Genomic DNA, 10016 nt, shown 5'->3' on the forward strand with positions numbered 1-10016 from the left:
ATTATTGTTCATTCTTATGTTTTTCTCCCTTTTGGAAACTCAGGAGGTATCATTCGTGTTCCGATTAATGTCCTTTTTTTGAATAGTCATTTGTGACCTGTTTCCGGCATGGCAGTGCTGGGAATTATTGACAAAGGTATAACAAGTACACATTCGATTCCTAGTAATAACGGATTGAGATCACGAACATTCTGAAGTGGCAGGAGGCCGACAGTATGCTTTTTGATTTCTACCCTTTAATAATGAATCCTACTGTACTACTGTAAAAAATAGGGTATTAATATACATCTTTTTTGGAAACGATCTGGAAAGTATACTACGCAAGGGGCACGGTGGAATTCCGTAAGGACTGCGAGTGGAAGGGAGTGGTCTGCCAACTCGATATTTGTCCTTATTGCCATCGCACCCTAGCCTGAACACATTATCTAAACAGCTATATTTGCAAATTGGAATGTGACCGTAAGTATTATAAGGCAAAGCAGGGAGATAGGCTGGAGCTGAGCAGCAACCCGATATCTCGCATGACCGAGATAAACAACTAAAGTGAAAGGCAATGAATATTCTCATCCTAAATACTATTATAAACAACCTACAAAAGAATAATCGTATGAATGACAAGAAAATGACAAAAAGTATGATTCTGAAAGGCGTGACAGCGGCAATTTGCATCACGGCAATACTACTTGCAGGCTGCTCCACTGTCTATGAGGAAAAGATGGTATACAATAACATCGAAATTCCTTTCAAGAATGATTTCCCTACGGACACTGTGACTTACGACAAGCTGCGAGCAGAACATACCCGAATCCTCCTGAACCTGAGCGATCCTTCATCAAAAATCGTGAACAAGGCAGACTGCACTTTCCGTACAGACCAACTTGTTACCGTAACAGGGGCGGAAGAGGACGACTTGCTCCGCATCACCAGCTGGTCGGCAAAGACTATTCATAAAGTGAGTCTGGAGATGTATATACCTGAGGCCGAGGAATATTTGCCTGTGGCTTACCTCGACTCTATTCCTGCGTTCTCCAGTTTCGAATTCAAGCCCTCGTTCGTGGGTAAGAGGAGCGTGTGTCGCACGATGGATGGGGGCTTCGTGAGTTTAGAATGTCCTCACCTTGACATGGAACGGATGAAGGTGCGCCTAGTGAGCGACGACGAACATCTCGAGAAGCTGTCAAAGATAGATGCTAAATGGACATGCAGTTTTTCTAACTACAGCTGGACACCTACCGCTGGAGATAACTGTCCCTACCGAGAACTGCGTCCCATCTACGCCCGCGAGTGGGTGGTGATTGTGACTAACTACGCCTATATGATGACTACACTCGAATATAATTATGTGATGTCCCACTTCAGAGAGGTGATGGGCGGCGATCTGTGCGATAACGACAGAAATCTGTTCAATGCTGAAAAATACCAGACGGAGAAGGAACGCTTCAAATCAGAAAAGACATTCCGCTTGGGACAGAGCAGTCCAGCCTATGGCGGACTGGGAGGTGGATACATTTGGGCAGTGACAGACTGGAATTTCTACGGGCACTACGCCTCGTTCAGCGGCTGGGAATCCATTGCACACGAGTTTATGCACTGCATGGGCTACTCTCACAACAGTAACATGACTTATGCTGCCAATAACGGTGAAGGGGTGAACGTGGGCTGGACAGAGTTTATCTGGCAACTGCACCTGTGGCTGAGCTACAAGGGTGACCTGCCCTATCCCAACCGCAATCTGTTGGGTTTCCATAAGCCAGAGAATGCCTCGTATAGGGACTGTGATATCAGTGCTATCTTTCAGGACGATACAGTGCTGAAGCAGAATATTGAGAGATTCTGCAGGCAGAGCCGGCTAGTGAAATACTTCACCGAGCACCCGATAGATACAGTCACTATACCTAAAGAGAAGGAGGAAATGAGATGAGAAGCCGAATGATGATAGGCGTAGGGGTTGCGTTAGCGTTGACGGCCTGCGAGCAGACTGAGGTAAGGGAAATCACAGAAGACCGTTACCTGCCACAGCCAATGGATACAGTGAAGATAACGGACAATTATTATCTAGACGGCTATATATCACGTGGGGCAGAGGATATAGGTGAGGGACGCACGTTGCAGGCAGTGAACCTCTTCCTTGATGGGGACGAGCTATACGTGGCAAACTTTGCCGAGAGATGCGTGGACGTTTTTGACGTAAAGCGCTTGACTTATAAACGGAGCATCTCCAACGGAGAGCGCACTTTTGTCCGTGATATTTATGTGGAGGATGGGCACCTGTTTGTAGCTGCTGGTGACAGTCGGGAGGTGCAGGTGTTCGATAAACATTCTGGGACGTACTTAACTCGTCTGGGTACAGGCATATGGCCGGTAAGTAACGTGTCGTGGGCGGGCTGTGTGGCTGCCACGAAGAACTTCGTCTTCGTACGTGACTCGAAGGAGACTAACGTACGGGTGTTCGACCGTAAGGCGGTTCTGTTGACGGCAGTGAACAACAACACCGTGTTTGCCAAGCTAGGTACTGGCAGCGACTTTATTGGTAGCAGTACAGAACCGCATGGTGAATCCTATGACATGGAGGTCATCGGTGACTCACTGTATGCCTTCATTCCTCGCTCGGGAACAATCTACGCATGGAATATACATGAGATAGCAGACAAGAAGAATGATACGCCTACTTCTGTAACCTGGTCAAGCGGCGTAAAGATCTGTTCGGTAGCGAAAGGAAGGAACGACAGCTTATTGTTTGTAGCAATGGTAAAGGACGGGAAAACACAACTTGCGGAAATAGCCTTATCGGACTTTCAGAGCCGGAATTTTGACCGCCCTCTCCGGCTGTTCGTTTCGGACAGCCGGGTGAGGCTCTCCCCACAGCCTATAGTTACTTACCTAGAAGAGAGAATAATACTGCCCAACGGAGATAAGCTGGAATGCTGGGAAATACGGAATAATCCTTCGTTTGTGATATTGCCGACGAGGTGATATATACAATGAGTTATTTTTTATCTAAATTACTTCAAATATCAAAATGAAAGGTCAACTATTTAAGTATAACTTTGCCTTTTGTGGAATAGGCTTAATTAGAGAAATCCAGTAAATACCATAAAATTAGACAACTAATTTATAGCCAGATTATTGCGAATTAGTTGGCCTTTTGGTATCTTTAGGTATTCCGTGTGACAAGAAGTCGTACAAGTAATTGTTCAGCACTGTGCCTGAACCTATTGTTCCGTCAATAGTAGTCTAAAGAGGCGTACTTTACCAGTAATGGTTTAGTGCGAAGTCCTCTTGACAATGCAGTCCTTTACAAAAATATCCAATGTATAGGTTGTTAGGCTGACTGATATGAGTAACATATGTGAATCGCTATACCATCGTAATAAAGAAATAGCTTACGGATATTTATAAGCTATAACCAAAAGGTGGGTAGTCAGGATAGTCTTTTTGGAATGTAAGGCTACACGGACATCATACTGGCGGTGGAGGGGCGGGCTCTAAGTCGGGCGTCAGTTACTTGTACGGAACTTGGTAAACCCGTATTTCTCCTGTCTATGTCAGGCAGGTAAGCCAATTGCAAGAAAAGCCGAATGTGGTGCGGGTAAAGGATTGCGGAGAAAGTGAATGATTCTGTGTAATGCGGAGGATAGAGGTTTAAACATCACCCCATGCGAAATCAGGCAGACTTCCGCAGGGTAATTCTTTGTGAAACGATTGTAGAACTTTAATAAAATGAAGAAACTGCAAATGAGCAAGGCAAAAGCCGAGTGTGCATCTTTAACCGTACGAAACACGACATGAAAAGATATCGATTCTTCCAAATATGAGCGTAAGGTGAGAAAACTGCAGGTCCGAATAGCAAAGGCCCACAAAGAAAAGAGGTACAACAAGGTAAAGGCCTTACGGTACCTACTTGCCACTTCCTACGAAGCCAAGGCATTGGCGATAAGGAAAGTAACTTCCAATAAAGGTAAACGTACGGCAGGGGTTGACCATATGAAGTGGGACACTGATGCCAAGAAAATAGAAGCTATATGTTTATTGAAAAGGAGAGGATATAAGGCCTTCCCGCTGAGGAAGGTCAACATAGCCAAAGCAAATGGCAAGACAAGATCTTTGGGAATACCAACCATGAAGGACAGAGCCGTGCAGGATATATCTTATGGCTTTAGAACTTATAACTGAAAGTGAAGCGGATGCGAACTCATATGGGTTCAGAAAGTTTAGAAGTACTGCAGATGCAATAGACGCACTTCATAGATGGTTGAGTAGAGACTGTTTACCACAATGGATACTGGAAGGTGACATTAAGGGTTGTTTTGATCATATTAATCATGAATGGCTTCTCAACAATGTGTAGATTGACAGGCTGGTATTAAGGAGATGGCTGAAAAGCGGAGTAGTATTTAATTTCCAAGTATCAATAGATACGCTACACTTTTTCTTTTCGTTGGCAAATCTTAATCCGTATCTTCGTAGCATGAAAGAAGATATACGGATGCGCCAAAAATGGCTTGAGCTATACGTCGAAACGGGTTCTGTGACAAAAACTGCCTTTCGGTGCGGGATTACCCGTTCCACGTTATACCGTTGGATAAATTGCGAGAAAGAACAAGGCAAGTCGGAATTGTCCGATAAGTCTAAACGTCCATCAAGACTTGCCAATATGAAGATAACACCTGAAATTGAAACCATTATCCTTAATCTGCGTGAGACGAGAAGATGGGGAACGCAACGGATTGCCAACTATCTGCTTAGGAAGAGAATAAAGCTCTCAGGCATGACGGTGTGGCGTGTGTTGAAAAGCATCAGGTCAAAGCTGTTGTGAAACGTTGCGAGAAATTTATTTCTTCTTCCAGCCGATTTTTTCCATCGGCAACATCCGGATAACCATATACCCCCGCCGTTGTTCATGGCGGCAGGAAAAACATGCCTGACGGCGATACGTGACGCGCGACTCGTGCCCGCGTGTCGCCATCGGTCGTTATGTCTAACCCCGAAAAGTCAAACAATATTATGGATCAACTCAAACGAATCGCGTTCACATTGCTGCTTGCCCTGGCGGTATTCCCGCTGTCCGCACAACAAGACAAGGTGGTAGACAGTGAAGCCTACCTTTTGTAACTCGTAACTTTGCCGCATCACTTTTTCGTAACATTAAATATTTCACTTTACGAAAACTATATTTATGTAGAAAATGGATGCAAAAAAGATTACAGAAGACTATCAAGACTGGCATAACATTGCCGAACTTCGACTTCTTGGCTTGAGCCGTTCTCAAATAGCAAAGAAGCTGCAACTTCCTCCTGGCAGAGTCATGCGGCTTTCCCGATTAAATGTTGATGAGCTTCTTCAACATGGCAATCGTCCGCGCCCTTCTTATTCCTGCCGTCTCGATCCTTATGAGGAGTCAGTTAAGCATTTGCTGATAACCTGTCCTTATTATTCTTCCACCCAGATTCATGAATATCTAAAGGAGAATAATCCCTCTTTTCCAAAAGTCTGTGAAAAGACTGTTTTCAATTACGTAAAAAAAATACGTAAAAGATACGATATACCTGCAAGAGTATAATTTTTTGCAGCAACAATCTTTTGTTCAGAATTCAATAAGAATCTGAACTGCATCCTTATTACCGAAATTTAAATAAAAGACATTATGAAATCCGTTATTTCAGACAATAAGATTATTCCATTCCTGCCTTGTTATAAAAGGACATCACAGTTGCATGAAACCAAAGTCAGTGATCTGAAAACTGTATATGGATGTAATGGATATGCGGTTTATGATTATATAGAAAATGAGATATTCCGTACAGGAAACCATTCATTGTATTGGTGTAAGAATATGCTTTGCAGAGTAGCGGACTATTGGGCACTCTCTCCGGAAGAAGTGGAGAAAATCGTGGAGTATTGTATTCAGGTTGACTTGTTCAATGCTGAGTTGTATACCAAGTATCATATTCTTACATCCGCAGAAATCAGGCAACAGTATAATAATGCCGGTTTCTTCATGGCTGCCAATTCATAATCACTAATCCGAAAATACTATGTTGATAAGATGTGAAATGTTAAAAAAACTGGCAAACGCTTTTATAGAGGTAGCCAAAGAGGAGAACCTGCCTGTAAATATCACAATGGGCAGGTCTTATACAGACTCCGGCGGTTCCAGACAAGTTGGTATTATTCTTGAATTTGACAGTTGGAACTCGAAAATCATCAATGATAAATTAGCTGACACCATCAACAGAATCTTCGAACTTAAATAATATATTAATTTAACCTTCAGCCAATTTTGTTATTAAGTCACTGTACCATCTTACAACATCCATTACTTGATAAAGGCAAGACCTAAAGATAAAAGGAGACTGGGTTTCTTTTACATATTCTGAAATTTGTAAATTTAAATCAACCCTTTTATGTGAACCATCTTGCGTAATATCTATCAGTTTCTCTATGGTGTGAGATATTGCTTTAGGGATGATGGAGTCGTTCGGCTTATTGACAAAATTATTATTCCTATAACCGCTTTTACCCACAATTAATCTTTCAAACATCCAATAGGAACAACATAAACACCATCTGTCCGTCTATAGGCAAAATCTCCGACACCAGTTAGTACCATACAAAAAGCAGGTGCCTTCATTCGGGAAGTATCAATAATATTGGTAAGTGCAGTTAATGTCTTAGCTCCATCCTCAATAAGTTTTTCTCCGCCTAATTTTATCTCAATTAAACCATATGCACCATTACGCAAATGCACCACAGCATCACATTCCAAACCATTTTTATCCCTATAATGGTAGACTGAACCATCCAAAGCATCTGCATAAACGCGAAGATCACGGATACACATCGTCTCAAAAAACAATCCAAATGTATTCAAATCATTAACCAGGTCATTAGGCCCAAGCCCCAAAGCAGCAACTCCCAATGAAGGATCTACATAATATCTTGTGTCAGATGTGCGCACTGCTGTTTTGCTTCTCAGATTTGGATTCCATGCCGGCATATCTTCTATCACAAATATTTTTCGTAAAGCAGTAAGGTATGCTCCTACTGTCTCATCGCTGATGTTTCCAGTATCATTTGTTGATATATCAGCAAGAATTGTTGCTATGCTTGCTTGAGAGCCCTGATGTCTAGCATATGAACGCATAATTCTTTTTGCTCGCTCCTCGTCTCTTTTCACGTTATCTACTCGCGATATATCACTATTTGTAATGGCTTTATAATACTCCGTCACTTGCGATAATGCTGCCTTTTCCGTTTTCTTTTGCAGAGACTTAGGCCAACCGCCACGACAAGCGGCAAATGCAAGCATTGGCAATGTCAGTTTGTTTAATGCTCCTATTCTATCAGGAGTAAGAAACAAATCCGACAAACTAACCTCTCCTGTAGATTCTCCTGACTCCCAAAGACTCATAGGACGCATAGTAAGCCATCCGTATCTTCCAGTTCCAGTATGATGAATTTCTTTCATATCAGCTGGAACTGCAGATCCTGTAAGCATAAACTGACCATCGTCATCTCTATGATCAACTTCAAACCGAATGGCATCCCAAAACTGAGGAACATGTTGCCATTCATCAATCAAACGTGGCGTTTCTCCTTCAAGCAAAAAACGGATATTAGTTTGCGCCATCTGTTTATACTGTTCTTGCTTTACTGGGTCGTCCATATAAATGATGCTTTTAGCTTGTTGTTCAGCCGTAGTCGTCTTACCACAAGCCTTTGGACCTTCAATTAAAACAGCCCCCATTGCCTCTAACTTATCACGCAATAATTTATCTGCTATTCGATTTTTATATTCCATGGATACATAGTTTTTGCAAAGATAGGGAAATAGTTTATGAATCATATAAATTGCAACACAAATTTGGAAATTTGGATAAAATACATTTGGAAATTTGGCGTATTTTTGTTTGGCAATTTGGCGAATTATAATTATTTCCTTCGACTTTTCGTTTGCTGCTTACATACCGTTACTATCGCAAACATCAAACACCTCCTCCGATAAGCTTCTTCCTCTTCGTCAGATCTCCGGCCATCCCAAAGCAGGTCAGAGGTCGAGCCACCACCTCCGGAGGAAACCGGTACGGGTTGTCCACCGATAAGTGCATCGGCAACGGCAAAAATCAGATTGCGCGCCGATGGTATAGCCAGCTGGTCAAGCAGTGTATTCAACTCTGACTCCAAACTTTCGTTTGTGTCAGAAAGAGATTTGTTCTCCCGTCTCAGTTGATAAAGCTCCCCATAATCCGCCAATACATTACGCTGGGCGGCTTCAACCTGCCGTGCAGCATCATTCCTGTACAGTGATTCTATCTTGCGGACAATTTCGGTAAACTGCTTGGCAATACGTTGGTTCTGCCGCTCGACCCATTTGTCAGTACCGAACAAGGGTACTTTCTCGGTAATTTGAGGTGGCATGAAATCAACTTTGTGGTTGCGGAACGGCTGAACAACTGAACGTGCTTTTGTCGCATCTGCGGTCAGCCGCTCCAGTTCCTGCTCCTTTGCGTGGAGCTTGTCGGTCTTGTCTTCGAGTTTGGTCTGATACTCGGCAATGAGTTTCTGTATATCCGCTTTCTGCGCTTCATATCTGTCGAGTGTGATCTTGCCGGAAGCCAGTTCCTTTTCCGTCTCTTCAAGTTGCAGCCTATAACTGAAAATCTTTGATTCCAGATTCCGCATCATGGATTGAAGTCCCTTGACGGCTTTCTCCGCCTGTTTTGCCTCCTTGGTCAGTTTGCGGATATAATCGCGTTTGTGCAGATGATGCACGTTACGCCCCTCAATACTGTCACCTCGTTCGAGACCGTATTTGCTACCGACATCTTCATACAAGAATGTGTGCATTTCTTTCAATATCTGACCATATTCATAGCGGTCTTTCCCGAACTTTGCCGACCACATCACACACTTCCGTCCGCTTTTGGGGCGAATACCAACAGGAACAACCAAGGCATGAATATGCGGACTGCTCTCATCAAGATGTACCTGAAACCCGACAATGTTCTCCTGCCCGTATATTTGGACACACCAGTCATAGACATCTTTCGCCCAATTCTCGATTTCCTCGCAACGGTGCAGGTGGCTGTTGTCCGCACCTTTCTCCAGATTGACGGACTGATTCCCGAAAGCCATTTCAAGCGTCCGGTCATGGTTTCCTCCGAAGACAAACTTAGCGCAACAGTTCGGTTGGATTTTGCTGTCCGCCTTGAACGGCTTCCAACCCAATTCGTCCAGCCGTTCTTGCAGACGGACTTCAAGCGATTTCTCCTGATAACCCAACGGATGTATCTTTCCGTCAGGACCGATCTCGAAATTCAATTTCATTCTGGTCCTGTCGTAGTGGTTGGTCGGATCCTGATTCTTTCTGTCAATCTTGTCATCGTTCCAACGTCTTTCATTTTCATTGGCCTCTGCCGTGCCGAATGATTTGCCGGCTCCGACGTGCATAGCTTGTTTTATATCTGTATTCATATAGGTATTCTTTTTATAAATGATTTATGTTTGAGCTTGCTCACTCCGAACCGGATTCTGCCGGATGCCGGAGGAACTTTATTGCTGTCAGGCAAAAAGTCCTTATTATGTTATGGACTTTCTTATAAATTCCCGAAGTAAGACTTCGGATTACTCCACCAATGCCAGATCCAGTCCGTCAATGAGCAACTGCAAAGCAGGGTTACGCTGTATCATCAGTTGAAGTATTTGACGTTTGGACGGTGAAAAGAGAAAGAAATCTGCAATGTCCAACCCTTGACTGCGTTGTTCTTCAGTCGCTGTACGTTCTAGAATGTCAGAGACAGTAACCTTTTTACAAATGCCAGATAATAAAGCGGACTTCGCGTTCCATTGTTCGGTTGCTCCTAAATCAGGGATGAGAGTAACCTCCCTGCCTTTGAGAACCTGCATAGCTTCACTGTTGAAACAACCGTTCTTTCCACCTGTTGCCAGCCATATATAATCGGGGATAAAATGGCTCATTACAACAGCGGTCTTTTCACTTTCCACCAGCATTACCG

Annotated in this window: 11 protein-coding genes; 8 read left to right on the plus strand and 3 right to left on the minus strand. The window is 43.4% G+C overall.

Annotated elements, in window-relative coordinates; translation table 11 throughout:
* Positions 1-1315: 1315 nt before the first annotated feature.
* From Q0486_RS14730 to Q0486_RS14765, 8 genes are all read left to right on the plus strand, one after another.
* Positions 1316-1921, plus strand: coding sequence for a hypothetical protein (locus tag Q0486_RS14730; RefSeq protein ID WP_299235014.1), 606 nt, complete (start codon positions 1316-1318; stop codon positions 1919-1921).
* An 8-nt stretch (positions 1922-1929) separates the two neighbouring features.
* Positions 1930-2973, plus strand: coding sequence for a hypothetical protein (locus Q0486_RS14735; RefSeq protein ID WP_226794739.1), 1044 nt, complete (start codon positions 1930-1932; stop codon positions 2971-2973).
* Between the two features lie 849 nt (positions 2974-3822).
* Positions 3823-4173, plus strand: coding sequence for a reverse transcriptase N-terminal domain-containing protein (locus tag Q0486_RS14740; RefSeq protein WP_004308130.1), 351 nt, complete (start codon positions 3823-3825; stop codon positions 4171-4173).
* A complete protein-coding gene (locus Q0486_RS14745; RefSeq protein ID WP_008775183.1) occupies positions 4151-4348 on the plus strand; it encodes a reverse transcriptase domain-containing protein in 198 nt (65 codons plus the stop codon). The genes Q0486_RS14740 and Q0486_RS14745 overlap by 23 nt, the downstream gene beginning before the upstream one ends.
* 120 nt (positions 4349-4468) lie before the next feature.
* Positions 4469-4816 carry a helix-turn-helix domain-containing protein gene (locus Q0486_RS14750; RefSeq protein ID WP_299235023.1) on the plus strand — a complete coding sequence of 116 codons (348 nt, stop codon included), beginning with the start codon at positions 4469-4471 and terminating at the stop codon, positions 4814-4816.
* A 369-nt stretch (positions 4817-5185) separates the two neighbouring features.
* Complete coding sequence (locus Q0486_RS14755; protein ID WP_005811479.1) at positions 5186-5560, plus strand: hypothetical protein; 375 nt, start codon at positions 5186-5188, stop codon at positions 5558-5560.
* A gap of 84 nt (positions 5561-5644) precedes the next feature.
* Positions 5645-6016 (plus strand): DUF4373 domain-containing protein, encoded by a 372-nt coding sequence (locus tag Q0486_RS14760; protein WP_005811481.1) that lies wholly within the window; start codon positions 5645-5647, stop codon positions 6014-6016.
* A 19-nt stretch (positions 6017-6035) separates the two neighbouring features.
* Positions 6036-6254, plus strand: coding sequence for a hypothetical protein (locus tag Q0486_RS14765; RefSeq protein WP_005811483.1), 219 nt, complete (start codon positions 6036-6038; stop codon positions 6252-6254).
* 272 nt (positions 6255-6526) lie between these two features.
* Here Q0486_RS14765 and Q0486_RS14770 read toward each other — a convergent pair whose 3' ends face one another.
* From Q0486_RS14770 to Q0486_RS14780, 3 genes are all read right to left on the minus strand, one after another.
* Positions 6527-7801, minus strand: a complete 1275-nt coding sequence (locus tag Q0486_RS14770; RefSeq protein ID WP_005811493.1) for a DUF4143 domain-containing protein — start codon at positions 7799-7801, stop codon at positions 6527-6529.
* 131 nt (positions 7802-7932) lie between these two features.
* A complete protein-coding gene (gene mobV, locus Q0486_RS14775; RefSeq protein WP_011203628.1) occupies positions 7933-9474 on the minus strand; it encodes a MobV family relaxase in 1542 nt (513 codons plus the stop codon).
* A gap of 150 nt (positions 9475-9624) precedes the next feature.
* Positions 9625-10016, minus strand: a 392-nt coding sequence (locus Q0486_RS14780; RefSeq protein WP_299235031.1) for a DUF6371 domain-containing protein, incomplete at its 5' end; no start/stop codon positions are given.

The organism is uncultured Bacteroides sp., assembly GCF_937912035.1.
GTDB lineage: Bacteria > Bacteroidota > Bacteroidia > Bacteroidales > Bacteroidaceae > Phocaeicola.

Bases quoted from the DNA above. Each gene is read 5' to 3' on its own strand.
- mobV (WP_011203628.1), bottom strand. From the start codon at position 9,474: ATGAATACAGATATAAAACAAGCTATGCACGTCGGAGCCGGCAAATCA.
- Q0486_RS14750 (WP_299235023.1), top strand. From the start codon at position 4,469: ATGAAAGAAGATATACGGATGCGCCAAAAATGGCTTGAGCTATACGTC.
- Q0486_RS14735 (WP_226794739.1), top strand. From the start codon at position 1,930: ATGATGATAGGCGTAGGGGTTGCGTTAGCGTTGACGGCCTGCGAGCAG.
- Q0486_RS14765 (WP_005811483.1), top strand. From the start codon at position 6,036: ATGTTGATAAGATGTGAAATGTTAAAAAAACTGGCAAACGCTTTTATA.
- Q0486_RS14745 (WP_008775183.1), top strand. From the start codon at position 4,151: ATGGCTTTAGAACTTATAACTGAAAGTGAAGCGGATGCGAACTCATAT.
- Q0486_RS14770 (WP_005811493.1), bottom strand. From the start codon at position 7,801: ATGGAATATAAAAATCGAATAGCAGATAAATTATTGCGTGATAAGTTA.
- Q0486_RS14760 (WP_005811481.1), top strand. From the start codon at position 5,645: ATGAAATCCGTTATTTCAGACAATAAGATTATTCCATTCCTGCCTTGT.
- Q0486_RS14755 (WP_005811479.1), top strand. From the start codon at position 5,186: ATGGATGCAAAAAAGATTACAGAAGACTATCAAGACTGGCATAACATT.
- Q0486_RS14730 (WP_299235014.1), top strand. From the start codon at position 1,316: ATGATGACTACACTCGAATATAATTATGTGATGTCCCACTTCAGAGAG.